Source organism: Streptomyces sp. NPDC051976 (assembly GCF_040680795.1).
Classification (GTDB): Bacteria; Actinomycetota; Actinomycetes; order Streptomycetales; family Streptomycetaceae; genus Actinacidiphila.
On sequence record NZ_JBFAXL010000002.1, the window covers coordinates 231,590 to 254,830 of the forward strand.

21 protein-coding genes are annotated in these 23,241 nt (G+C 71.9%); 14 read left to right on the forward strand and 7 right to left on the reverse strand.

What is annotated here, in order from left to right:
* Positions 1-49 precede the first annotated feature (49 nt).
* On the reverse strand, positions 50-307 hold the full coding sequence (locus tag AB0M29_RS03370) for a metalloregulator ArsR/SmtB family transcription factor (protein ID WP_365378163.1): 258 nt from the start codon (positions 305-307) through the stop codon (positions 50-52).
* 158 nt (positions 308-465) lie between these two features.
* Between AB0M29_RS03370 and AB0M29_RS03375 the strand changes: the two genes are divergently transcribed.
* The 4 genes from AB0M29_RS03375 to AB0M29_RS03390 all read left to right on the forward strand — a co-directional run bounded on the left by AB0M29_RS03375 (position 466) and on the right by AB0M29_RS03390 (position 4,551).
* Positions 466-1,605 (forward strand): hypothetical protein, encoded by a 1,140-nt coding sequence (locus AB0M29_RS03375; protein ID WP_365378166.1) that lies wholly within the window; start codon positions 466-468, stop codon positions 1,603-1,605.
* A 186-nt stretch (positions 1,606-1,791) separates the two neighbouring features.
* The gene (locus AB0M29_RS03380) at positions 1,792-1,929 is read left to right on the forward strand and encodes a hypothetical protein (RefSeq protein ID WP_365378168.1); all 138 of its coding nucleotides are present in this window, start codon (positions 1,792-1,794) and stop codon (positions 1,927-1,929) included.
* Positions 1,930-2,302: 373 nt separating this feature from the next.
* Complete coding sequence (locus AB0M29_RS03385; protein ID WP_365378170.1) at positions 2,303-2,569, forward strand: GlsB/YeaQ/YmgE family stress response membrane protein; 267 nt, start codon at positions 2,303-2,305, stop codon at positions 2,567-2,569.
* A 116-nt stretch (positions 2,570-2,685) separates the two neighbouring features.
* Positions 2,686-4,551 (forward strand): alkyl sulfatase dimerization domain-containing protein, encoded by a 1,866-nt coding sequence (locus tag AB0M29_RS03390; RefSeq protein WP_365378173.1) that lies wholly within the window; start codon positions 2,686-2,688, stop codon positions 4,549-4,551.
* A gap of 30 nt (positions 4,552-4,581) precedes the next feature.
* Here AB0M29_RS03390 and AB0M29_RS03395 read toward each other — a convergent pair whose 3' ends face one another.
* The 4 genes from AB0M29_RS03395 to AB0M29_RS03410 all read right to left on the reverse strand — a co-directional run bounded on the left by AB0M29_RS03395 (position 4,582) and on the right by AB0M29_RS03410 (position 8,834).
* The gene (locus AB0M29_RS03395) at positions 4,582-5,202 is read right to left on the reverse strand and encodes an ATP/GTP-binding protein (RefSeq protein ID WP_365378175.1); all 621 of its coding nucleotides are present in this window, start codon (positions 5,200-5,202) and stop codon (positions 4,582-4,584) included.
* On the reverse strand, positions 5,189-5,596 hold the full coding sequence (locus AB0M29_RS03400; protein WP_365378598.1) for a DUF742 domain-containing protein: 408 nt from the start codon (positions 5,594-5,596) through the stop codon (positions 5,189-5,191). Before AB0M29_RS03400 ends, AB0M29_RS03395 begins: the two co-directional genes overlap by 14 nt.
* A 182-nt stretch (positions 5,597-5,778) precedes the next feature.
* Positions 5,779-6,249, reverse strand: a complete 471-nt coding sequence (locus AB0M29_RS03405) for a roadblock/LC7 domain-containing protein (RefSeq protein WP_365378600.1) — start codon at positions 6,247-6,249, stop codon at positions 5,779-5,781.
* Between the two features lie 2 nt (positions 6,250-6,251).
* Positions 6,252-8,834, reverse strand: coding sequence for an ATP-binding protein (locus tag AB0M29_RS03410; RefSeq protein ID WP_365378178.1), 2,583 nt, complete (start codon positions 8,832-8,834; stop codon positions 6,252-6,254).
* A gap of 407 nt (positions 8,835-9,241) precedes the next feature.
* On the opposite strand from AB0M29_RS03410, the gene AB0M29_RS03415 reads away from it, so the two are divergent.
* The 4 genes from AB0M29_RS03415 (at position 9,242) to AB0M29_RS03430 (ending at position 16,930) form a co-directional block, all read left to right on the forward strand.
* Positions 9,242-10,210, forward strand: coding sequence for an ABC transporter substrate-binding protein (locus tag AB0M29_RS03415; RefSeq protein ID WP_365378180.1), 969 nt, complete (start codon positions 9,242-9,244; stop codon positions 10,208-10,210).
* A gap of 2 nt (positions 10,211-10,212) precedes the next feature.
* Positions 10,213-11,709, forward strand: coding sequence for an aromatic amino acid ammonia-lyase (locus AB0M29_RS03420; protein ID WP_365378182.1), 1,497 nt, complete (start codon positions 10,213-10,215; stop codon positions 11,707-11,709).
* Between the two features lie 125 nt (positions 11,710-11,834).
* Positions 11,835-15,230, forward strand: a complete 3,396-nt coding sequence (locus AB0M29_RS03425) for a BTAD domain-containing putative transcriptional regulator (protein WP_365378602.1) — start codon at positions 11,835-11,837, stop codon at positions 15,228-15,230.
* 68 nt (positions 15,231-15,298) lie between these two features.
* Entirely contained in the window at positions 15,299-16,930 is a 1,632-nt protein-coding gene (locus AB0M29_RS03430) for an MFS transporter (protein WP_365378185.1), read from the forward strand.
* 150 nt (positions 16,931-17,080) lie between these two features.
* Here the strand turns inward: AB0M29_RS03430 and AB0M29_RS03435 are convergent, their stop codons facing one another.
* Positions 17,081-17,869 (reverse strand): DUF5324 family protein, encoded by a 789-nt coding sequence (locus AB0M29_RS03435; RefSeq protein ID WP_365378187.1) that lies wholly within the window; start codon positions 17,867-17,869, stop codon positions 17,081-17,083.
* A 205-nt stretch (positions 17,870-18,074) separates the two neighbouring features.
* Here AB0M29_RS03435 and AB0M29_RS03440 point away from each other — a divergent pair, with 205 nt between their 5' ends.
* Positions 18,075-18,608, forward strand: a complete 534-nt coding sequence (locus tag AB0M29_RS03440; RefSeq protein ID WP_365378190.1) for a peptidylprolyl isomerase — start codon at positions 18,075-18,077, stop codon at positions 18,606-18,608.
* Between the two features lie 87 nt (positions 18,609-18,695).
* Positions 18,696-19,553, forward strand: a complete 858-nt coding sequence (locus AB0M29_RS03445) for a rhomboid family intramembrane serine protease (RefSeq protein ID WP_365378193.1) — start codon at positions 18,696-18,698, stop codon at positions 19,551-19,553.
* A 315-nt stretch (positions 19,554-19,868) separates the two neighbouring features.
* On the opposite strand, the gene crgA is transcribed toward AB0M29_RS03445, so the two are convergent.
* On the reverse strand, positions 19,869-20,126 hold the full coding sequence (gene crgA, locus AB0M29_RS03450; RefSeq protein ID WP_365378195.1) for a cell division protein CrgA: 258 nt from the start codon (positions 20,124-20,126) through the stop codon (positions 19,869-19,871).
* 207 nt (positions 20,127-20,333) lie between these two features.
* Between crgA and AB0M29_RS03455 the strand changes: the two genes are divergently transcribed.
* The 4 genes from AB0M29_RS03455 to AB0M29_RS03470 all read left to right on the forward strand — a co-directional run bounded on the left by AB0M29_RS03455 (position 20,334) and on the right by AB0M29_RS03470 (position 23,230).
* Positions 20,334-21,047 carry a DUF881 domain-containing protein gene (locus tag AB0M29_RS03455; protein WP_365378604.1) on the forward strand — a complete coding sequence of 238 codons (714 nt, stop codon included), beginning with the start codon at positions 20,334-20,336 and terminating at the stop codon, positions 21,045-21,047.
* A 127-nt stretch (positions 21,048-21,174) separates the two neighbouring features.
* Positions 21,175-21,351 carry a hypothetical protein gene (locus tag AB0M29_RS03460; RefSeq protein ID WP_365378198.1) on the forward strand — a complete coding sequence of 59 codons (177 nt, stop codon included), beginning with the start codon at positions 21,175-21,177 and terminating at the stop codon, positions 21,349-21,351.
* A complete protein-coding gene (locus AB0M29_RS03465) occupies positions 21,348-21,989 on the forward strand; it encodes an aminodeoxychorismate/anthranilate synthase component II (RefSeq protein WP_365378201.1) in 642 nt (213 codons plus the stop codon). The genes AB0M29_RS03460 and AB0M29_RS03465 overlap by 4 nt, the downstream gene beginning before the upstream one ends.
* A gap of 35 nt (positions 21,990-22,024) precedes the next feature.
* Positions 22,025-23,230: a class E sortase gene (locus AB0M29_RS03470; protein WP_365378607.1), complete on the forward strand. Its 1,206-nt coding sequence runs from the start codon at positions 22,025-22,027 to the stop codon at positions 23,228-23,230.
* Positions 23,231-23,241 lie beyond the last annotated feature (11 nt).

Consider the following 23,241-nt stretch of genomic DNA (forward strand, 5'->3'; position numbering starts at 1 on the left):
CCCGGGGACAGTCGGACGGGTTTGTGCGCGTCTTTGGACGAGGAGCCGTTCAGCTCGTGGGTGCGAGCAGGTGTCCCATGCCAGCCACCACCGATGGGACAACCGCGTAGTACACCCAGGCGCCGCGCCGCTCGGAGGTGAGCAGTCCGGCCTCGCGTAGCTTCTTCAGGTGGTGGGAGACGGTCGGCTGCGAGACGCCGACGTCCTGGATGTCGCACACGCACGCCTCGCCGTCCGGATGCGAGGCGATCTTGGAGAACAGTCGCAGCCGCACGGGATCGGACAGCGCCTTGAACATCCCGGCCATCTTCTCGGCGTCCGCCGGCCGGGATTGCCCTCGCCACTAAGCCCAGTCAATGGGAAAGGACGCGAACAGTGCGCCGAACAGGGGGGTGACGGTCGGAGCAGGACCCGAATCGCACTAAATGGGTCGCAGTCACACCGCCCTACGGTCAGGATGACTATGTGTCATCACCAAGTCAGGGCAACGAAGTCGAGGACTACGCCCGTCGTCTCGCCGGAGGTCTCGGCGTTCCCGACTTCGTCTACGAGCCAGTTCTCATACGCCGAGGAGGCAGCAGTCGGGAGATCAGCGACGGCTTGTTGGTCGCCGGTTCCGACGGACTGATCATGCAGGTCAAGAGCCGCGAAACCGAGGCTGCTCGGGACGACTCTCCTGAGAAGGCAATCAGTTGGAGCCTCAAGAACGGCTTGGCTGCCCAAAGGCAAGGAGCGGGCACGCGACGCACGCTGGTCGCCAACCCCGTACGTATGCGCTCCCTGCGGGGCTACGAACGCGATATGCCTGACGCCAGGTCTTGGCCGGTCGTCGTGATCATCGATCATCCGCTCGCCCCTAGCGTGGCGTTCGAGCCCTCACCAGACACCCTCTTCATCTCCTCGGCTGATTGGATGAACCTGCACCGCATGGTGCGGTCCACCGCAGGCGTGATCAGCTACACGCGCAGAGCGCTGAGCAGCGGGATCTCGGTAGCGCTGGGAGACGAGGCGAGGCGCTATGGCGCATTGGCCGCAGCCGACCTGCAGGCCGCGACCGGGTTCACATCCTTCCCGACACTGCCTTACGGTCCTATTGGCGACCGGGAACTGCAGGACGTCGCCCTCTTCGATGACCTTGTCGAGCGCGTCGCGGACCCAATCGGCGGTACGGGTTGGGACCCCGAGGAGTATCTGACCATCGTCGAACAGCTCGACCGTGCCCCCCTCATCGGTCGCGGCCGGATCGGCGCCAGGATGCGCCAGTCCCTTATCGAGATGGTGAGGACGCAGGCGAGCCGCGCGTTCCGGGCCTTCGACCCGTCCGGGGGTGGCGACCGCCTGGCGTTCCTGTACGCCTACGACGACGGTCGGTACGGAGACGATGGTCAACGGTTCATAGCTGAAGTCGGCTGCTACACCGCCCTGCGCCAGCATCAAGCCCTCGACGCCGGATCCGACATATACTCCGCCACCCTCGGCATCGGTGTCCTCCACCACCCCGATCGAGGACGCCGATATGCCTTCGCTCGCTTCCCGGGACGTCCATCCGCTCTACCAGACGACCTACGTCAGTCCCTGGAGGCGCGGTACGGAAACCCCACGTGATCCCGTGTCCGCGTGCACGAAGGCCGTCACATCGGACAGTCCGAGACCGAGCCCTTCGGCGGTGAACGGGGGAGCTTCGCCGACCGCTAGAGCGCTAGATCGCTGGTCAGGCCGCCGGGCCTAGCGAGTGGGGTGCTAGCTCTAGCACCTGTGCTAGCAGCTGGCCGGCCCAGGTATGGCCTGCCCGTGCCTCGCAACACGATGATCAGCGTCAGCTTCGCAGCGCTCGCCCTCCACTTGATCGCCAAGTCGACGCTCGCGCTGATTGGTGCGTTCCGCTTCAACACCTGCCTGGGGCTCGCGAAGGCGCATGCGGCCGTTTGAGAAGCGGCTGAAGCTGCTCGGCCGCCCTGCCGTTGGCAGCACGTATCCAGCACACACGCCCCCCGAAAACGTCCACCATCTATGGAAACTCGTGTCGGGTGTATCCCCAGGTCAGTCCTATGACGGCCACATCCGCCCAGGTCCCGAACCCGCCCCGAGATAATTTGCAAGGCAGATGTCAGGAGTTCGAATCTCCTAGGCTCCACTCCTCTTCTCGTAGGCCGGCGGCCCCCTCTCCCCACCCGGGAGCGGGGGCCGCCGCCGTGTGCACCGAGTGCCCCCGGGCCGGGCGGCGTGCCGGAACTGCCGCCTGGGCAGACGCGTCTGTGGAAGCGAACGGTCGGTCAATCGGCAGGAAGGGCGGTACGCACTCATGGGCATCGTCAGCTGGATCATCCTCGGGCTGCTGTCCGGAGCGATCGCGAAGATCGTTCTGCCGGGCCGCGACCCCGGCGGGCTCGTCGGCACCACCCTCATCGGCGTCGCCGGTGCCTTCCTGGGCGGCTGGATATCCGCCCACTTCCTGCACCGTTCCGTCGCCCACCACTTCTACGACCTCAAGACCTGGGTCGCCGCCGTCGGCGGAGCCCTGGTCCTCCTGATCGGCTACCGGATCGTCTTCGGCGACTCCCGCCGCTGACCTCCCCGCACGGACGGCTCCCGGGCGGCGGATCGCCCACGGCCGCCGGCGGGCCCCCTCACCCTGATGGGCGCGGTGCGGGGGCCGGGCGGGGTGGCGGTGGGGAGCATGGGCGCATGACTGGTCCTGAGGTGACGGACGGCGGCGACGGGCTCGACTTCGACGACCGCGGCGACTTCCAGAACGCGGACCGGGGGTTCGTGGCGGGCCCGCAGGACGGGACGGTGCTGGCCGAGGACGGGCGGGTGGTCTGGGACTTCGCGGCGACCGGGCTGCTGGCGGGGGACTGCCCGCCGACCGTGCACCCCAGCCTGTGGCGGCAGTCGCAGCTCTGTTCGCGGGCCGGGCTGTACGAGGTGGCCGAGGGCGTCTACCAGGTGCGGGGCTTCGACCTGTCGAACATGACGCTGGTCGAGGGCGAGCGCGGCGTTGTGGTCGTGGACCCGCTGGTCTCGGCGGAGTCCGCGGCGGCGGCGCTGGCGCTGTACCGGGTGCAGCGCGGGGACCGGCCGGTGACCGGCGTGGTCTTCACCCACTCCCACCTGGACCACTTCGGCGGCGTGCTGGGCGTCATCGACCCGGAGGACGCCGCGGGCGGCGGTACGCCGATCCTCGCGCCTGCCGGCTTCATGGAGAACTCGGTCGCCGAGAACGTCTACGCGGGCACCGCCATGCTGCGCCGGGGCGTGTACTACTCCGGGGCGAACCTCGAACGCGGCCCCACCGGACTGGTCGGCATGGGCCTGGGCTTCACCGCCTCGACGGGGACGCCCGGACTGCTGCCGCCCACCGTCCACATCACCCGTACCGGCCAGGAGGAGACCCTGGACGGCGTGGTCTTCCGCTTCCAGCTCACACCCGGCACCGAGGCGCCCTCGGAGATGAACTTCCTGCTCCCCCAGCGCCGGGCGCTGTGCATGGCCGAGAACGCCACCCACAACCTGCACAACATCCTGACGCTGCGCGGCGCCTTGGTCCGCGACCCCCGGATCTGGGCCCGCTACCTGCATGAGGCGGCCCGGCTGTTCGCCCCCGAGGCCGACGTGCTCTTCGCGTCGCACCACTGGCCGACCTGGGGCCGCGCGTCCATCGAGGCGTACCTCGGCGAGCAGTGCGCGCTCTACGCGTACCTGCACGACCAGACGCTGCGGCTCGCCAACCAGGGCCACACCGGCACCGAGATCGCCGAGATGGTCGAGCTGCCGCCCACGCTGGCCGGCGCCTGGCACGCCCGCGGCTACTACGGCTCGGTCAGTCACAACGTCAAGGCGGTCTACCAGCGGTACATGGGCTGGTACGACGGCCACCCGTCGTCGCTGTGGGAGCACCCGCCGACCGAGAGCGCACGGCGGTACGTCGACTGCGTGGGCGGCATCGAGGCCACCGTCGGCAAGGCGCGGCAGTACGCGGACGACGGCGACCTCCGCTTCGCCGCCCAGCTCCTCAAGCACGCCGTCTTCGCCGCGCCCGACCACGAGGGCGCGAAGGAACTCCTGGCCGAGGTCTTCGAACGCCTCGCGTACGGCGCCGAGAACGCCACCTGGCGCAACTGCTACCTCACCGGCGCCCAGGAACTGCGCGGCGGGATCACGCCCACCTGGGTCTCGGCGGGCAGCATGACCGCCGCGCTCTCGGTGGAGCAGATCTTCGACTCGCTCGCCATCCGCGTCGACGGCCCCAGGGCGTGGCAGCACCAGCTCACGGTGGACTGGCACTTCACGGACCTGGACGCCCGGTACCGGATGACGCTGCGGCACGGCGTCCTGCTGCACGCGCGTACGGACGGTGACCGGACGGCGGCGGCCCAGGAACCGGGCCCGGAGCCCGACGCGGCGTTCACCCTCACCAAGCCGCTGCTAACGGCGCTGCTCGCCGGACAGGACGTGGACGGGGTCGAGTACACCGGCGACGCCAAGGTGCTGACGACCCTCGTGTCGCTGCTCGACGACCCCGACCCGGACTTCGCCGTGGTCACCCCGTGAGGCTCACCTCCTGAGCCCTCGGGGTGGGGCTCAGCCGCCCGCCCTGGCGAGGGCCAGTTCGAGGACGACCAGCAGCGCGTCGCGTACGGAGCCGCGTTCACGGGCGTCGAAAGCGATCACCGGGACCCGGTCGGCGACGTCGAGGGCCCAGCGGACCTCGTCCAGCGGGTGCTCGACGCGGCCGTCGAAGGAGTTGACGGCGACGGCGAAGGGGATCCGCTTGTGCTCGAAGTAGTCGACGGCGGCGTAGCAGTCGTCGAGCCGCCGGGTGTCGACGATGACCAGCCCGCCGAGCGCCCCCTCGACCAGGTCGTCCCACATGAAGCCGAACCGCTCCTGGCCGGGCGTGCCGAACAGATAGAGCTTCAGCGTCGGGTCGATGGTGATGCAGCCGAAGTCCATGGCGACGGTGGTGGTCGTCTTGTGCGGGGTGTGGCTGAGGTCGTCCACGCCCGCCGCGACCGTGGTGATGGCGGCCTCGGTGGTGAGGGGGGCGATCTCGGAAATCGAGCCGACGGTCGTGGTCTTGCCCACGCCGAAGCCGCCCGCGATCACCATCTTGACCGGCAGCGGCGGCCGTACGCTCGCCCGCCGGGCGGGGTGCGTACCGGCGGCGGCCCCGCCGCGGGAGGGTGGATCAGTCGGTGTCACGGAGCGCCCCCCGGGAGTCGGGGATGGTACGGAGGCCATCGATAACCCTTCGCAGGACGGCGACGTCCTGGGCGGTGTCGGTATTCGGCACGTGCACGGACAGATGTCCGCCGGCCCGCAGGTCCTCGGCCAGGACGCGGACCACGTTCAGATGCAGGCGCAGCTTGGCCGCGATCTCGGCCAGCGACTGCGGCTGCCGGCAGACGGCGACGATGTCGCGCCGCTCGAAGGTGAGGGTGGCGAGCGCCTCGACACCGGCCACCGTCGTCACGACCTGGGTCTCCAGCGGCGCCGGCGGACCCGTACCGCCGCCCGCCACCCGGCCCGCCGTGACCAGGAACGGCCGTACGGCGGGCGCCCGGCCGACCGGGTCGGCGCCGAGGTCCGGGCTCAGGTCCGGGCCGAGCTGCGGTCTCGGGTCCGGGCTCGGGTCCGGGCCGAAGTCCGCGCCGCCCTCCGGATCACGGCCGGACCGACCCGCGCCGAGCGGGTCCGCGCCCGGGTCACCGGACGTCATGGGTCTTCCTTCCCCTGCCACGCGGGTACGCATGCTTCACGGGCACTCATCAGGCCCCGTCATCCGGCCGCCGCGGTCTCGACGCTGTTCTTCAGTTCCAGGACGAGCTGCGGACTGAGCGCCGCCCCGGCCCGGTTGGCGAAGACGGTCATCTCGTACGCGATGTTGCCGAGCTTCGCCTCCTTGGACGTCACGACGCCGAGCACGGCGCCGCTGCCGATCGCGGAGACCAGGATGTGGCCGTCCTCCAGGTCGACGATCACCTTGTTGAGGGCGCCGAGACCGTAGTTGCCCGCAGCCCCGGCGGCCAGGCTGGTGATGCCGGAGACGATGGCCGCCAGCCGCTCGGAGTCCGCGTGGGCGCGCAGCCGCGAGACGGCGATCAGCAGCCCGTCGGAGGACACGGCGATGGCGTCGACGACCCCCGCGGTCTCGGTGGCGAACCGGTTGAGCAGCCAGGTGAAGTCCGCGGCCGCGGCCCGCAGGTCCTCAGCGGCGGCGGCTCCGTCAGAGGTGTTGCCGGTCGGCATGGTCACTGCTCCACTCCTTTCGGTTTCGGGTTACCCGTTTCGTTGCTCGCGGCGGTGTCGCGGTGGGCCCGCTCCACCGCCGCCTCGAACTCGTCCAGCTCGGAACGGACTTCCTCCGCGTCCAGCTCGCGGCGCGCCGCCTGGCGTGCCTCCTGCGCCGCGGTGTCGTCGTCCGACGTCCTCAGGGTGGCGCCGCGCACCCGGCGCCGCAGCGGGCGGGCGGCGGGGGTGCCGCCCTCGGGTCCGGCCCCGGGCGCGCCCACGGGCGCGGCCACGGAGTCGCCCACCGGTTCGGCCGCCGACTCGTGCACCGGCTCGACCTCCGCCCCGCTCGTGGCGTCGGCCGTACGGGCCGCGGGCAGCACCGGCTTACGGCGCTCCGGCAGGGGCGCGGGCCCGGCGTCCGGCCGATCCCGCCTCGCCGCCTTGGCCTCCGCCTCCGCCTTCGCTTGGGCCTTCGCCTCGGCCCATGCCTCGGCCCGCGCGTCGGCCCTCGGGTCCGCTGTCGCACCCGCCGTGCCGTCCGCCGTCGCGGTCTTCTCCCCAGCCGTCTCCCCGGCCGCCTTCCGGCCCGCCGTCGCCTCGGCGTCCTGCGCGGGCCGGGTGAAGGGACTCATCAGGAGCAGCAGCGAGGACGGGATGCCCACCCGGACCGTGACGCCGCCGCCCGGGGTCGGGATCAGGGTGACGCCGACGCCCCAGCGCCGGGCCAGGCTGCCGACCACGAACAGGCCCAGCACCTTCGTCGGCACCAGGTCGAGGCGTTCGCGCCGGATCAGCCGGGCGTTCTCCTCGGCGAGCCGCGCGCCGCTCATCCCCAGGCCGTGGTCGCAGATCTCGATCAGGGCGCCCTCGGCCCCGGAGCGCACCGACACCTCGACCGGGCTGCGGGCGGGCGAGAACGCCACGGCGTTCTCCAGCAGCTCGGCCAGCATGAGCGTCAGGTCGGCGATGATGTCCGGCGCGACGGTCACCTCGGTGTCGGCCACCAGCGAGACCCGCTGGTACCCCTCGATCTGCCCGAGAGCGGCGCGTACGACGTTGGTGAGCGCGGTCGGGCCGTTGTCGAGGCCGGTCTCGCGGATACCGGCGAGCAGCATCAGGCTGTCGGCGTTGCGCTGCAGGCGGACCGCGAGGTGGTCGATGCGGTAGAGCCGGTCCAGCAGCTCGGGATCGGTCTCGCCGCGCTCGATGGCGTCGATCAGGGCGAGCTGCCGTGCGGTCAGATTGCTCACCCGGCGGCCGACGTTGCCGAACATCTCGGCCACGTTGCGGCGGCTGAGCACCTGGCGTTCCAGCAGCGCGGCGGCCGTGGTCTGCACCCGGTTGAAGGCGTCGGCCAGGTCGCCGATCTCGTCGCGTACCGGCACCGGCACCTCGCGCAGCCGGGGCGGCCCCGCGTCGACGGCGTCGTCGTCGGCGACCCGGGCCAGCTCCCGGCCCGCGACCTCGGCGACCTCCACCGCGGCGCCGGTGAGCGCCTGCACCGGGCGGAGCACCGAGCGGCGGATCGCCACCGAGAAGCCCAGCCACAGCACGAAGCCGAGCAGCGCGCCGCCGAGCAGCCAGGCCGCCCGCCACCAGGTCTGGTCCGAGGTCCGGTCGGCCTCGTGCGCGATCTGGCCGATCAGGTCGTTGGTGATCGTCAGCCGGTCCTGCGCCTGCTGCTGGTAGCCCGGGTACGCGCGCAAGGCGCTGTCCAGCGCGGGCCGCAGCTGCGCGGGCGTCTTGGCCTCCAGCGAGCTGGGGTCGATCTGCAGGCCCGCGTACTGCAGCGCGATGGCGTTCCACGCCGGGCTCTGCTCGATCCCGGCCAGCCGGGCCCGCTGCGCGTCGGTGGCGAACTGCCCGAAGCGGCCGGCCTGGTAGGTGTAGAGCTGCTCGCTGCCGACCGCGTTGATGAACTCGATGAGCGCGTTGGTGTCACCGGTCTGCGCGGAGAACACACAGGTCTCGAAGGAGGCGTGGGCGGCCTCCGCGCGCAGCAGCGAGTCCAGCAGGCTGCCGATGCGCCGGGAGTCCAGGTCGGTGCCGTGGTCGAGGCCGAGGCCGTCGATCAGGGCGTCCACGGTGGTGGTGTAGGCCGGGTCGATGTTGTCGGCCGGCAGACCGCTCTCCTCGATGGTGGCCCGCAGGCTGCCCAGCCCGTCGATCTCCTTCAGCACCTGCGCCTCGGCCAGCGGGATGCGCGAGCCGAAGGCGGCGCGGACCTTGTCGGCCTGCGCGTCCGTCGCGGCCTGCGCCGCGTGGTAGGCGGCGGGCGACGGCCGGATGCCTCCGGTGGTCGACTCGAAGCGCACCGACAGCAGCACCGCCTGCTGGTGCTCGCTCTGCATACGGTCGACGAGTTCGGCGACCTGCCGGCTGTCACGGACCAACTGGGCGGCCTTGCCCGCGTCGTGCGCCTGGTCCACCAGCCCCGCGATCACATAGGCGAGCAGCGCGGCCACCACGACGAGCGGCACACCGACGAGGACGTTGAGTTTGCGGCGGAAGGGCCAGCGATCCGCGAGATTCCTGATACCACCGCGTACGCGCTGCACCGGATCGGGCCGTACGGACGCGTCCACTTCGTTCGCGGACACCCAAGCCTCCTCGAGGGACCTGTCTCCGGACCATGCCATGCCCGAGGCGTGTTCTGACCGGTCCCATCCGCCTCCGGATCAAAGTGATCGGATACGCGCCATAGTTGTCCGAACACCATCGCCAATGTCGGGGAGACTACCGCCTCTTGACGGCGGTGACCTGACTGTTTCACGAAGAATCCGACGCCGGGGATACGCACCCGGCGCAGCGCCGATCGCCCTGTGGCGTACGGGACATACGCTACTTCGCCGACCGTAGGACATCGATGCCAATCAGTGACCATGGTGCACCTTGACTGAGTTCGGACCGGCTGGATTGGATCGCCGCAGTGGCGGATCGCACGCCTCGGGCACGCATGATCGCCCTCCGATCGACACGTGAAACCCTCAGCCCGGGAGCGGATGCCGTGACCTCTCATGCGAAGAGCGCTTGGTCCCACCTGAGACGCGGACGGGCGGCGTCGGTGGCGTCCGCCACCGCCGTCACCGCCGCGCTGGCCGCGCTGCTCGCGGGATGCGGCGGTTCCTCGGACGGCTCCAGCGACGCGGTGGCCGGTGACGCGGGCGGTGACGCCGTGGTCGTCGGCTCCAACAACTTCGCCGAGAGCACCCTGCTCGCGGACGTCTACGGTGAGGCGCTCAAGACGCAGGGCTTCAAGGTCACTTACAAGCCCAGCGGCAGCCGCGAGACCACGTACGGCCTGCTGAAGAACGGCGCGCTGACCGTACTGCCGGAGTACAACGGCGCGTTGCTGGCCTATCTGGACCCCAAGGCGGGGCCGACCACGGTCGCGACCACCGACGCGGCGATCAGCGCGAAGCTGGACCCGCGGCTGGAACTGCTCAAGCCCGCCCCGGCCCAGGACAAGGACTCGGTCACCGTCAACGCGGCCACGGCCGCGAAGTACCACCTGACCACCGCCTCCACCATCGCCGACCTCGGCAAGGTCGCGGGCGAGATCACGATCGGCGGCCCGCCGGAGTTCCAGACCCGGCAGCAGGGCCTGCCCGGCCTCAAGTCGGTGTACGGGCTGGTGCCCAAGGCGTTCAAGGCCCTCGACCCGAGCGGCACCCTGACCCAGGCGGCCCTGTCGAACGACAAGGTGCAGGCCGCGGACATCTTCACCACGGACGTGAGCATCGCCAAGGAGAAGTTCGTCGTCCTGCGCGACCCGAAGAACCTCTTCGGCTTCGAGAACGTGGTGCCGCTGGTCTACCGGTCGGGACTGTCGCAGAAGGGCGTGGACACGCTCAACGCCCTCTCCGCCAAGCTCGACACGGCCGCGCTGCTGGCCATGGACGCCCAGGTGGCGAGCGGTGGCAAGGACCCGATGGTGGTCGCCCGGACCTGGCTGGCATCGGTCGGGCTGAGCTGACGGTGCCGGTCGTACGCCTCGACGGGACCGGTCTCGACGCCGACACGGTGGCCCGGCTCGCGGACGGCGGGGCCGTGCCCGAGGTGCCGCCCGAGACCTACGCCCGCGCCGAGCGGTCCTGGCACACCGCCCGGCGGCTGGCGGCGACCGGCCCGCTCTACGGGCGGGACACCGGGGTCGGAGCCCACCGCATGGTGTTCGTCAGCGACGAGGACCGGGCCGGCCAGGACCTGCGGTTGCTGCGCAGTCACGCGGGCGGCATCGGCGCGCTGCTCCCGGCCCGCCAGGTGCGGGCCATGCTGGCGGTCCGTGCCAACCAGCTTCTCGCGGGCGGCTCGGGACTGCGCCCCGCCGTGGTCCGCGCCCTCGTCGAGGCCCTGCGGCTCGGCGTCCACCCCGCGGTGAACGAGTACGGCGCCGTCGGCACCGGCGACCTCACGGCACTGGCCCAGACCGGCCTGACCCTGATCGGCGAGCTCCCGTGGCGGTACGGCGACGGTCTGCCGGTCCCGGTGGACGGGACTTGCGCGGCGCAGGCGCCGCCGGTGCCCGAGCCCGTCGTGCTGGAGCCCGGGGACGCGCTCGCGTTGATGAGCAGCAACGCCCTCACCCTCGGGCAGGCCGCGCTGGTCTGCCACGACATGGAGGTGCTGCTCCACGCCTCGCACGCGGTGGCCGCCCTCTCGCTGGCGGCCGTCTCCGGCTCCCTGGAGGCGTACGCGGCGCCCGTGCACGCGCTGCGGTCGTATCCGGGGACGCTGCACGCGGCGGCCGAGGTACGCAGACTGCTCGGCGTGCCCGACCGGCCGCGCCTGCCCGGCCGCAGGATCCAGGACCCGTACGGCTTCCGGGCCTTCCCCCAGGTGCACGGTCCGGCGCTGGACGCGGTCGGCGCGCTGCGCGCGGTCGTCGGCGTCGAGGTCAACTGCCCTTCGGAGAACCCGCTGATCAGCGAGGACGGCCCCGAAGGCGGCCCGGCGGCCTATCACCACGGCGGTTTCTTCGCCACGCCGCTGGGCCTGGCGCTCGACCACCTCTGCCTCGCGGTGCTGCAGACCGGCCAGCTCTCCGCGGCGCGGCTGTCCAGCTTCGGCGACGGCGAACTCACCGGCCTGCGGCCGTATCTGGCGGGGGGAGTCGCGGCCAGTTCCGGGGTGATGATCCTGGAGTACAGCGCCAACTCGGCGCTGGCCGAGGTACGGGCCTGCGCGAGCCCGGCCTCCGTGGGGCACACCGTGCTGTCCCAGGGGACGGAGGAGGCCGCGAGTTTCGCCTCGCAGGCCGTCCGCCAGGCGCTGCGCGCCCTCGACGCCTACCGGCTGGTGCTCGCCTGCGAACTCGTCGCCGCGGTGCGGGCTTTGCGCCTGCACCCGGTGCTCCCGGACGCGCCGGTCTTCGCCGTACTGGACGCCGGTCTCCCCGTGGACACCGAGGACCGCCCGCTCACCGACGACGTGACCGCCGCCGCCGCGCTCCTGCCGACGCTGGCGGCCCTCTAGGGTCTGACCGGGGCCGACGGGAGCGGACAGCGGCCGGCGGCGGTTGACGGCGGCGGCCTCTCGGGGTTGCCCCGGGAGAAACGGCCGGGCCGTGCAGGGCCTGGTGAGACACAATCGGGGGCGTGATGTTCGGCATTCTGGGCGCGACGCGGGTGCTGGCCGCGGACGGCGGCGAGGTCGCGCTGGGCGGGCCGCGGCGGCGGGCGCTGCTGGCCCTGCTGCTGCTCGATGCCGGGCGGGTGGTCACCCCTGAGCGGCTGATCGACGGCCTCTACGGCGAGGAGGCGCCCGCCGGGGTGGGCAACGCCGTCCAGTCCCAGATCTCCCGGCTGCGGCAGGTGCTCCCGGTGCCGATCGAGGGGCACCCCGCGGGCTACCGGCTGGCCGTCGACCCCGATCAGGTGGACGCCCACCGCTTCCAGCGGCTGGCCACCGAGGGCCGCACCGCGCTCGCCACGGACGACCCGGAGAAGGCCGCCGAGCTGCTGCGCGACGCCCTCGCCCTGTGGCGCGGGCCCGCCCTGGCCGATGTGGGCGGTGCCCCCTTCGCCGCCGCGCAGATCGTGCGACTGGAAGAGCTGCGGGTCGGCGCCGTCGAAGACCGTGTGGAGGCGGATCTTGCCCTGGGCAGGCACCGCGCCCTCGTCGCGGAGCTGGGTGAGCTGGTGAGCGCACACCCGCTGCGCGAGCGGCTGCGCGGCCAGTTCATGCGCGCGCTCTACGGCAGCGGACGCCAGAGCGAGGCGCTGGAGGCGTACGAGGACGCCCGGCGTGAACTGGCGGACTCACTCGGCGCCGACCCGGGACCCGAGCTGGCCGCCGTCCACCTCGCCGTACTCCGCGGCGACCCCGCGCTGCTGCCGGAGGCCGCCCGGACCCCGCTCGCCCGCCCCGGGAATGTTCCACGTGAAACCGACACCGACGGACATGTTTCACGTGAAACATCGCCCGCCGCACCCCTCGCACCCCCCGCGCCCGAAACAACCGCGGCGCCCGCCCCACCCCGGCACACCCTGCCCGCGCAGCTCACCAGCTTCGTCGGCCGCGCCGAGGAGCTGGAGCGGATCGCCGAACTGACCGCGCGGCAGCGCCTGGTGACCCTGATCGGCCCCGGCGGGGCGGGCAAGACCCGGCTCGCGGTGGAGGCTGCCGGGCGGTACGCCGAGGACGCCTGCTTCGTGGAGCTGGCGGGCCTCACCGACGGGGCCGAGCTGCCGCAGGCCGTACTGGGCGCACTCGGGCTGCGCGAAGGCGGTCTGCTGCCGACGGGCGCCGGCGCGGCGCACGGCACGGGGCCCGACCCCGTCGCACGTATCACCGCGGCCCTGGAGGGCCGCCCGCTGCTGCTCGTCCTCGACAACTGCGAGCACGTGGTGGCGGACGCGGCCCGGCTGGCCGAGCGCCTGCTCGCCGCGTCACCACGGCTGCGCCTGCTGGCCACCAGCCGTGAGGCGCTGGGCATCAACGGCGAGGCGCTCTGCCCGGTCCCCACGCTGGGCGTGCCGCGCTCCGCGACCGACCGCGCCGCGGTGCTGGAGTCCCCCGCCGTCCGGCTGTTCACCGAGCGTGCCACAGCGGTGCGCCCCGACTTCGACCCCGCCGCCGATCTCGACTCCGTCGTGCGGCTGTGCCTGGCGCTGGACGGGCTGCCGCTGGCCATCGAGCTGGCCGCCGCCCGGCTGCGCTCGCTGTCGGTCACCGAGATCGCCGCCCGCCTCGGCGCGCTCCCCGACGACGACTTCCCGTACAGCCTCGGGGTGCGGCCCGACGCGCTCTTCCGGCTCCTGTCCCGCGGCAGCCGCACCGCCCAGCCACGGCAGCGCTCGCTGCGCGGCGTCGTCGACTGGAGCTGGGACCTGCTGCCCGAGGACGAGCGCGCTGTGCTGCGCCGCGCGTCGGTCTTCGCGGGCGACTGGACCCTGGCCGCCGCCGAGGCGGTCTGCGCCGACCCCGCCACCGACGCGGGCACGGACGCCGGGATCGCGGCCGACGACGTCCTGGACCTGGTGGACGCGCTGGTCGACAAGTCCCTGGTGGTCGCCCAGCGGCCCGACGACACCGGCCGGGTGCGGTACCGGCTGCTGGAGTCGATCCGCGCCTACGGCGCCGAGCGGCTCGCGGAGGCCGACGAGACCGAGACCGCCCGGCGCGCGCACGCCGCGTACTTCCTGGACTTCGCCCTCGCAGCCGACCCGCATCTGCGCCGCGCCGAACAGCTCGAATGGCTGCGGCTGCTCTCCGACGACCGCGACAACCTGCACGCCGCCCTGCACCGCGCCATCACCGCGGGCGACATCACCACCGCGATGCGGCTGATCGCCGCGCTCTCCTCGTACTGGCTGCTGCGCGGCGTCCGCTACGAGGGCGTCGCCCCCGCCCGCCAGGTGCTCGCGGCCATCGGCCCCAACCCGCCGGAGGGGATGGAGGAGGAGTTCGCGCTGTGCGTGCTGGCGGTCGTGAGCACCCTGTCCGACGCCGCGGAGTTCACCGCGCACGTGGCCGCCGCGTCCCGGGTGGTCGAGGCGATGAACCGGCTCGCGCGGCGCTTCCCGGTGCTCACCTTGCTGTGGGCGCCGTTCGCCGGGGTGCCGGACGCCGATATGGACACCATGGCCGCGATGGAGGACTTCCTCATCGGCCACGAGGATCCCTGGTACCGGGCGCTGGCACACCTGGGCGTCGGCTTCCAGGCGTGGCTGGTGGGGGCCGACGCGGAGCTGGCGCAGCGTGAGATGGAGATCTCCTTCGAGGGCTTCAGCCGCCAGGGTGACCGATGGGGCATGATCACCACGCTCAATGTGCTGGCCGACCTCGCCGACTACCGCGGTGAGCTCGACGACGCCTTCGCGCTGCTGGGCCGGGCGCTGGTCCTCGCCGAGGAACTCGACTCGGCCCTCGACATGGCCGAACTGCTCTGCAACCGGGCCGCCTACAGCCTGCGGGCCGGGGACCACGCCGCCGCCACCGCGTACTGCGAGCGGGCCGTGCGCCTGTCCCGCCGCGCGGGCGCCCCCGAGACGCTCGCCATGGCCCACCTCGGCCTCGGCGACGCGGCGCGGCTGCGCGGCGACCTGGCCACCGCCCGGGACCTGTGCGAGCAGGCGCTCGCCGAGTGCCCGATCGGCTGGTTCTCCAGCAACAGCACCCGCTCCCTGGTGCTGGTCGCGCTCGGCCGGATCGCCGTCGCCGAGGGCGACGCGACCGCCGCCCGCGGGCACTTCAGCGCCGCGGCCACCACCGAGCGCGCCGCGATGCGCTTCCCGCTGGCCGGGGCCGTCACCGCCGTGGCCGCGGCAGGACTGGCGCTGCTGGAGGACGACCCGCGCCGGGCTGCGGTGCTGCTCGGCGCCGCGGAGGCCCTGCGCGGCGGCTCACTGGACGGCCCGGACGCGTCCGGCGCCGCCGCCGCGGCCCGCGCCGCACTCGGCGACCAGGAGTACGCGGCGGCCGTCGCGGAGGGCGCGCGGCTGTCGCGCGAGGACGCCATCGAAGGGGTCATCTCCTATGTGACGCCCGGCTGACCGCGGCGGTCAGCGGGCGGTGCGAGCGCCGTCAGGGGGCGGTCAGCGGTGGCGCGCACTCTCCTTCCATGACGACGACACCGAAGCACGACACCACGGGCGGCACCCCGGCCGCCTCTCCCGCGGAGAACCGCCGCTGGGCCGTCCTGGCCATCTGCTGCGTGGCGGCGGCCCTGCTGGGCATCGACAACAGCGTCCTCAACTACGCCATCCCCTCCCTCTCCCGCCAGCTCGGCCCCTCCTCCACCCAGCTCCTGTGGATCGTCGACATCTACGGCTTCGTGCTCGGCGGCATGCTGGTGGTGGCCGGCAACCTGGGCGACCGGATCGGCCGCAAGAAGCTGCTGCTGATGGGCGTCACCGGCTTCGGCGTCGCCTCTGCGCTCACCGCCTACGCGGACAGCCCCGGCATGCTGATCGCCGCCCGCGCCCTGCTCGGCCTGGCGGGTGCCACGATCATGCCGTCGACCCTCTCCCTGGTCCGCAGCGCGTTCAGCGACCCCAAGGAGCGCACCACCGCCATCGGCATCAGCAGCGGTGTGGCCGCCGCCAGCTTCGCGCTCGGCCCGGTCGTCGGCGGCCTGCTGCTCGACCACTTCTGGTGGGGCTCGGTCTTCCTGATCAACGTGCCGGTGATGGCACTCGTCCTGGTCGCCGGTCTGCTGGTGCTGCCCGAGTCCCGCAACCCGCACCCCGGGCGGCTGGACTGGGTGAGCGTGCCGCTGTCGGTCGTCGGGATGTTCGGGATCATCTACGCCATCAAGACCGGCGCCCGCAACGGCGTCGACGACCACACCGTGTGGCTGACCGCGGCCGTCGGCGCCGCCGCCCTGATCGCCTTCATGCGGCGTCAGACCACCGTCGCCGCACCGCTGCTCGACCTGAAGCTCTTCCGCAACGCCGCGTTCTCCGGCGCCATCGCCTCCAACGCGGTCACCATGTTCACCGCCTCGACGCTCTCGCTCGGCGCCTCCCTGTACTTCCAGGTGGTCCGCGGCTGGTCGCCGCTGACCGCGGGACTCGCGCTGCTGCCCGGCCCGCTGTCCGCGGCCTTCGCCGCACCGCTGTCCGCGCTGCTGATCCCGAAGATCGGCCGGGCCCGTACCGTCGCCCTCGGTCTGGTGCTGCTCGCCGTGAGCACCGCGGGACTCGGCATGGTCACCCCGCACAGCAGCTACTGGTGGCTGCTGCCGGTGTTGGTGGTCAACGGGGTCGGCATCATCTTCATCTTCTCCGTCACCTCCGACACCATCCTGGCCAGCGCCCCCAGGACCGCCACCAGCGCGGCCGCCGCGATCTCCGAGACCGCGATGGAGATCGGCGGAGCGCTCGGCATCGCCGTCCTCGGCTCGGTCCTGAGCACCCTTTACCGCAACGACCTGCGGCTGCCGGGCGGCGTCTCGGCGCAGACCGCCGGGGCGGCCGAGGAGTCGGTCAGCGCGGGCGTCGAGACCGGCGGGAAGCTGTCCGGTGCGACGGGCCGGCACCTGATCGACGCGGCCCGGCAGGCGTACTGCCACAGCCTGCACACCACCACCCTGGTCGCCGCGGGCATCATGCTGGTCGGCGCGGTCGCCGCGCTCTTCGCCCTGCGGAACGTCCCGGCCGTCCTGGACGACCGGACGGACGGCGACGCCGACGCCGCCGCGGTCACCGGTGCCTGCGAGCCGAAGGACGCGGCCCCCGCCGCCGCGATCTGAGCGGACACAGCGACACACGACGACAGGCAGAGACACACAGCGACACACGACGACGCGCCGGTGGGTGCCAGACCTCAGGGTCCGGCACCCACCGGCGCGTCGCGGGCAGGGTGCTACGGGTAGGGCTACGGCTTCGGCTGTGCGCGGTCGCTACGGGTGCGGGCCGCCGCGGCCCTCCTCGTCGTCGGGACGGTCGGCGTCGGCCTGCTTGGCCTCCACCTCGGGGTCGAGCCCGGCGTCCACGGACCCGTCGACCCGCTCCAGACCGGTCGTTCCCGCGTCCTCGTCCAGCGGGTCGACCATCGAGAGCCGACCGCTGCCGTTGAGCGACGACCGCTCCGCGGCGTCCGTGGTCTCCACCGGCTCGGTCGGTTCCGTCGGCTCCACCAGCCAGTCCGGGTTGGTCTGCCGGGACCACCACTTCCAGGCGGCGATCGCGGCGCCGCCGACCAGACCGGCGACCACCAGACCGCGGAAGACCCGTGCGGTCCGCTCACGGCGCCGCTGCCTGCGGACCAGCCCGTCGATCTGCTCGGCCGTCACCTGGCCGCGCAGCGCCTGCAGGGCGGCCGCGCCCCGCAGCACCACCTCGTCCTTGGCGGGCCCCGCCACCGCGCGGGTGGCGGCCATCGCCGACTCCACCCGGGGCGCCGCGTAGTCCGCCGCGGTGCGCGCGGTGGTCCGGGTACGCCGGGCGGCCGTCTCCACCGCGTCCGCGGCCTTCGGCGGCACCGCCGCCCATGCCTGGTCGCGGGCCTGGAGCACCCGGTCCGCGAGACGGGCCTCGTACTGCTCCCTGGCCAGCGCGCCGGCCTGCTGCGCATAGTGCAGGGCACCGTCCTTGGCCGTGCTCGCGTACGGCGCCGCCACCTCCGCGGCGTGCCGCACGCTGTCCTTCGTCACGTCGGCCGCGTGGCGCACGCTGTCGATGCGGGTCACAGGAACCTCCTCCTCGGTGGCCGTACGGTTTTCGCCTTTCCACCCGGTTTGAAATCATGCCCGCCTTGGGCCCGTCCGGCATGTGCGGAGGGGCATACGGGTCAGGCCGCGCGTCCCGCGGACCGGAGAAGCGGGGAAGTCCGCACACCCAGCCGCGTCCGTGCGAGGATTTGTCCCTGTCAGCGAAGACTATGGAAGGTAGATCGTGGCCGAGCAGCTCTACGCCACCCTGAAGACCAACCACGGCGACATCGTGATCCGGCTGCTGCCGAACCACGCACCCAAGACCGTGGACAACTTCGTCGGGCTCGCCGAGGGCACCCGCGAATGGACCGACCCCCGTACCGGCCAGCCCACCACGGCCAAGCTGTACGACGGCACCGTCTTCCACCGGGTCATCTCCGGCTTCATGATCCAGGGCGGTGACCCGCTGGGTAACGGCACCGGCGGCCCCGGCTACGAGTTCGCCGACGAGTTCCACCCGGACCTCGGCTTCGACAAGCCGTACCTGCTGGCCATGGCCAACGCCGGACCGGGCACCAACGGCTCGCAGTTCTTCATCACCGTCGCGCCGACCACCTGGCTGACCCGCAAGCACACCATCTTCGGCGAGGTCGCGGACGACGCCAGCAAGAAGGTCGTGGACGGCATCATCGGCGCCCCCACCAACCCGCGCACCGACCGCCCGCTGGACGACGTCGTCATCCAGACCGTGGTCGTCGAGAAGCGCCAGGGCTGAGTCCCGTACCCTTCGGGAACATCACGCCCCGCCCGCACGTATGAGTGGGCGGGGCGTCTCGTGCGTTGCCCGAAGGGGAGAAGGATCATGGACCAGGCGGTCTGCTGCTACCGGCACCCGGACCGGGAGACCGGTATTCGCTGCACGCGCTGCGACCGGCCGATCTGTCCCGAGTGCATGGTCAGCGCGTCGGTGGGCTTCCAGTGCCGGGAGTGCGTCGGCGAGGCCCACCGCAGGACCGCGGCGCCGCGTACGGTCGCCGGCGGCACCGTGGCGGCCGACCCGTTCCTGATCACCAAGATCCTCATCGGCCTGAACGTCCTGGTGTTCCTGCTGGTGAAGATCTACGGCGACCGGCTCGCCCTCGACCTCGGGCTGTACGCGCAGTGCGGCACCAGCCCCTTCACCGGCCAGCAGACCTGCATCGGCGTCGCCCAGGGCCCCGACCAGTGGTACCGGGTGCTGACCTCGGCGTTCCTGCACGAGGAGTACTGGCACATCGGCTTCAACATGCTGTCGCTGTGGTGGATCGGCGCTCCCCTGGAGCGGCTGCTCGGCCGGACCCGCTATCTGGCGCTGTACCTGGTGTCGGCGCTCGGCGGCAGCGCGCTGGTACTGCTGATCGCGCCGGACGCGCTCACCCTCGGTGCCTCGGGCGCCATCTTCGGGCTGTTCGGCGCGACCGCGGTCTACATGCGGCGGATGCGCTACGACATGCGCCCGATCCTGATCCTGCTCGCCCTGAACATCTTCTTCAGTTTCACCTGGGCCAACGTGAGCTGGCAGGGTCACATGGGCGGGCTGGTCTCCGGCACGGTGGTCGCCATAGGGATGGCCTACGCGCCGCGCGAGCGCCGCGATCTGGTGCAGTGGGGGACCTGCGCGGCCGTGCTGGTCGTCTCGCTCGTCCTCACCGGGATCGCTGTGGCGCAGGTCACTTCCTGAGCCCCGTGTCCACTGGCGTTGATCACACGTTATCCACAGCGTGTACCTGATCCTGTGCATGTTGTGCACAGGCGGTGGGAACGGTCGTACGAAGCGTCACCCACCCGTGGATGAGCTGCGGTTTCTCCGTTCTGCCTGCGCAACTACCGGAAGATCGGCGGCAGAACAGCGAAAGACCGGTGGCCCGTCGAGCGGCCACCGGTCGTACCGGCGTCAACCTCGTAGAGGTTATCCACAGATCTTCCGACCTTTTCCCCACTGTGGATAACGGTGTGGACAAGCGTCCGGACCCCTGGCGGGAGTGCCTGTGGACAACTACTTCCACTGCGTGGAAACGACGAACCCACCTGCGATGAAGCCGAAGCCCACCACGATGTTCCAGTTGCCCAGGGCGTCGACCGGCAGGCTGCCCTGCGTCACGTAGAACAGGACGATCCAGGCCAACCCGACAATGAAGAACGCCAGCATCAGCGGGGCGACCCAGTTGCGGGTGGTGCCGAACTTTATGGTGGTGGCGGTCTTCTCCGGGGGCGGAGTGAAGTCGGCCTTCTTGCGGATCCGTGACTTCGGCACGAGGGGCTCTCCTGTCGATGCGCTGCGTGACCGCGCGGGTATCTAGGGGTAATCCGGGCGGATATCGGGCCTGGTAAGGGTCACTACCGCTGCCGGGCGTCCGTTAGCGTAGTACTTCCTCGGGTTATAAGGAGCAAGGGTACGGTGACGGATTCGGGCGACGCCTCCCCCACCCCCAGCTCCCGTCCTGTTACTCGCACCGTAGCGCTGCGGGTGCTGAGTGCGGGAGTCTTCGCGCTGGCCGGACTGATCTTCTGGACGAGTTTCGACACCGCCAAGGGCGTCGACATCCGCAGTGACGACCCGCTGCCGAAGCTGTCCGACACCGTGAAGACCAAGAACACCCGCAACCAGCAGCTCGACGCGCAGCTCGCCGGGGTCCGCGCCGACGTCGACCGGCTCACCCAGCAGGGCAGCGGCATCAGCGCCGCCGAGCGGGCCAGGCTCGCCGCGCTCGACCAGGCCGCCGGCACCCGGCCGCTGACCGGCCCCGCGGTGGACGTCACCCTCAACGACGCCCCGCCCAACGCGGTGGCCCTGGTCCCCGGCGTCCCCGACCCGCAGCCCAACGACCTGGTCATCCACCAGCAGGACCTGCAGGCCGTGGTGAACGCGCTGTGGCAGGGCGGCGCCCAGGGCGTCCGCGTCATGGACCAGCGGCTCATCTCCACCAGCGCGGTCCGCTGCGTCGGCAACACCCTGCTCCTCCAGGGCCGCGTCTACTCGCCGCCCTACCGCATCACCGCCGTGGGCGACCCCGCGAAACTCCGCAAGGCGATCAACGACAGCCCGGCGATCCAGAACTACCTGCAGTACGTCAACGCGTACGGTCTCGGCTGGAAGGTCGACACAGACAAGCGGGTCACCCTTCCCGGCTACACCGGCACCATCGACCTGCGGTACGCCACCCCCGCGCCCTAGGGCCTCTCCCGCGCCGCACGGCCCCCGTTCTTTGGCCAACGCATGCCGAGCCTTTGTCCGGCCGGTCCCCCTTCCCCGCCGATCTCCCTTTACTCTGTTCCCGGAGAAGCGGGAAGGAAGGCACACCATGTACGGCTGGTACTGGCGGCATCTGCCGGGCAACGCGTGGGTCAAGGCGTTGATCTCGCTCGTGCTGGCGCTGGTCGTCGTCTACGTCCTCTTCCAGTACGTCTTCCCCTGGGCGGAGCCGCTGCTGCCGTTCAACGACGTCACCGTAGACAACGGGATGGCCGCTGTCCGATGAGCGCACGCATTCTCGTGGTGGACAACTACGACAGCTTCGTCTTCAACCTCGTCCAGTACCTCTACCAGCTCGGTGCCGAGTGCGAGGTGCGCCGTAACGACCAGGTCGAACTCGCCCACGCCCAGGACGGATTCGACGGCGTGCTGCTGTCGCCGGGCCCCGGCACCCCGGAAGAGGCGGGCGTCTGCGTCGACATGGTGCGGCACTGCGCCTCCACCGGCGTCCCCGTCTTCGGCGTGTGCCTGGGGCTGCAGTCGATGGCGGTCGCGTACGGCGGCGTGGTCGACCGGGCGCCCGAGCTGTTGCACGGCAAGACCTCGCTGGTGACGCACGAGGGGGCCGGTGTCTTCGCCGGGCTGCCGACGCCGTTCACCGCCACCCGCTACCACTCGCTCGCCGTCGAACGCGACACCGTACCCGACGAGTTGCAGGTCACCGCCTGGACCGAGTCCGGCATCATCATGGGCCTGCGGCACCGGGACGCCGCGGTGGAGGGCGTGCAGTTCCACCCCGAGTCGGTGCTCACCGAGTGGGGGCACCGGATGCTCGCCAACTGGCTTGCGGAATGCGGCTACCCGGGCGCTGTCGCCCGCTCCGAGGGCCTGGCTCCGGTCGTGGGGGGGAGGGCAGGGGTGTGACCACGCTCCGCCCGGAGCGCCCCGCCGACGGCCCGATGTCCTATGAGGACACCGGGCAGTTCAAAGCCGTCGTCGAACAGCTCGACGACCCCCTGAACGACCCGCTCCCCGGCCGCCCCCCGGCGGTCAGCGAAGCACCACCCGCGATGCCCGAGGCACTGGTCCCCTCGCCGCCGGACGCCCCCACCTCGCCGTGGTTCCGCCCGCACGAGACGCCCGCGCCGCACGAGGCGCCCGCCGCCCCGCTCCAGCCGGTGGCGGCCGGGGCGGGGGACACCGCGGTACTGCCGCTGGTGACCGAGCAGGAGCCCGCAGACCCTGCGCCGGACGGGCGGGACGCACCGGAGCCGCCGCTCTTCGTCCCGCCGCCCCCCGACGGGGGCAGAGCGGCCCGCAGGAAGGCCGCGCGGCAGGGCGGTGGCCATGGCGGTGGTCACGGTGGCGGCCACCGGGCAGGCGGCCGTACGGCGGGTGGTGCCGCGGCGAGCGGCGGCACCCAGGAGGCGGCGTCGGCACCGCTCAGCCGGGTCGAGGCCCGCCGGGCCGCGAAGGCCGCCAAGGAGAGCCCCGCGGTCATCGCGAGCCGTATCGTCGGCGAGCTCTTCATCACCACCGGCGTCCTGATGCTGCTCTTCGTCACCTACCAGCTCTGGTGGACCAACGTCCGCGCCCACCAGGAGGCCAACGGCGCCGCGAACCACCTCCAGCACCAGTGGGACGCCGCCGGAGCCGACCCGAACCGGGTCCCCGGCACCTTCTCCCCCGGCCAGGGCTTCGCGATCATGTACATCCCCAAGCTGGACGTGAAGGCGCCCATCGCGCAGGGCGTCTCCAAGCACAACGTGCTCGACAAGGGCATGATCGGCCACTACGACGGGGCCCAGAACACCGCGATGCCGTGGGACAAGACCGGCAACTTCGCGGTCGCCGCCCACCGCAACACCCACGGCGAGCCCTTCCGCTACATCAACCACCTCGTACCCGGCGACAAGATCGTGGTCGAGACGGCCAACATGTACTACACGTACGTCGTCACCAAGACGCTGCCGTCCACACCGCCCGGCAACACGTCGGTGATCAACCCCGTGCCGCCCGGCTCCGGCTTCACCGGGCCCGGCCGCTACATCACGCTGACCACCTGCACCCCGGAGTTCACCAGCACCAACCGGCTGATCGTCTGGGGCAAGCTGGTGGAGGAACGGCCGCGCAGCAAGGGCAAGCCCGACGCCCTGATCGAATAGAACGGAACAGA

Bases quoted from the DNA above. Each gene is read 5' to 3' on its own strand.
- AB0M29_RS03460 (WP_365378198.1), top strand. From the start codon at position 21,175: ATGTACGGCTGGTACTGGCGGCATCTGCCGGGCAACGCGTGGGTCAAG.
- AB0M29_RS03470 (WP_365378607.1), top strand. From the start codon at position 22,025: ATGTCCTATGAGGACACCGGGCAGTTCAAAGCCGTCGTCGAACAGCTC.
- AB0M29_RS03430 (WP_365378185.1), top strand. From the start codon at position 15,299: ATGACGACGACACCGAAGCACGACACCACGGGCGGCACCCCGGCCGCC.
- AB0M29_RS03405 (WP_365378600.1), bottom strand. From the start codon at position 6,249: ATGCCGACCGGCAACACCTCTGACGGAGCCGCCGCCGCTGAGGACCTG.
- AB0M29_RS03390 (WP_365378173.1), top strand. From the start codon at position 2,686: ATGACTGGTCCTGAGGTGACGGACGGCGGCGACGGGCTCGACTTCGAC.
- AB0M29_RS03465 (WP_365378201.1), top strand. From the start codon at position 21,348: ATGAGCGCACGCATTCTCGTGGTGGACAACTACGACAGCTTCGTCTTC.
- AB0M29_RS03445 (WP_365378193.1), top strand. From the start codon at position 18,696: ATGGACCAGGCGGTCTGCTGCTACCGGCACCCGGACCGGGAGACCGGT.
- AB0M29_RS03385 (WP_365378170.1), top strand. From the start codon at position 2,303: ATGGGCATCGTCAGCTGGATCATCCTCGGGCTGCTGTCCGGAGCGATC.
- AB0M29_RS03370 (WP_365378163.1), bottom strand. From the start codon at position 307: ATGGCCGGGATGTTCAAGGCGCTGTCCGATCCCGTGCGGCTGCGACTG.
- AB0M29_RS03425 (WP_365378602.1), top strand. From the start codon at position 11,835: ATGTTCGGCATTCTGGGCGCGACGCGGGTGCTGGCCGCGGACGGCGGC.